Raw genomic sequence first — 448 nt, forward strand, 5'->3', positions numbered from 1 at the left:
CTTTATCAACGTCCGTTGTACCTGCTTTTTCAACCGCTTGTTTCCACATATTGATACCCACATAGGTCGCTTCCATCGGGTCGTTGGTCACAACTTTGTCGGCATTTGGAAGCTTGTACTCCACTGCATATTGTTTGAATTTATTCACAAATTCGGTGTTTTTCGGATTTTTAACTGACATGAAATAGTTCCATGCCGCCAAATGTCCAACCAATGGTTTGGTGTCGATACCACGCAATTCTTCTTCACCCACCGAGAATGCCATCACTGGAATATCAGAGGCCTTAATACCCTGATTACCCAACTCACGATAGAAAGGAACGTTGGAATCGCCATTGATGGTTGAAATCACCGCAGTCTTTTTACCTGCAGAGAATTTCTTGATATTGGAAACAATGGTTTGATAATTGCTATGACCAAACGGTGTGTATTCTTCCATGATGTCTGC

At 42.2% G+C, this 448-nt stretch carries 1 protein-coding gene; it reads right to left on the minus strand.

All coding sequences use genetic code 11. The features are described 5' to 3' along the window. Positions 1-448: transporter substrate-binding protein (locus KDK95_RS35070; protein ID WP_212522652.1), on the minus strand; the 448-nt coding region annotated here is incomplete at both ends.

The organism is Actinospica acidithermotolerans (assembly GCF_018139625.1).
Taxonomy (GTDB): Bacteria; Actinomycetota; Actinomycetes; order Streptomycetales; family Catenulisporaceae; genus Actinospica; species Actinospica acidithermotolerans.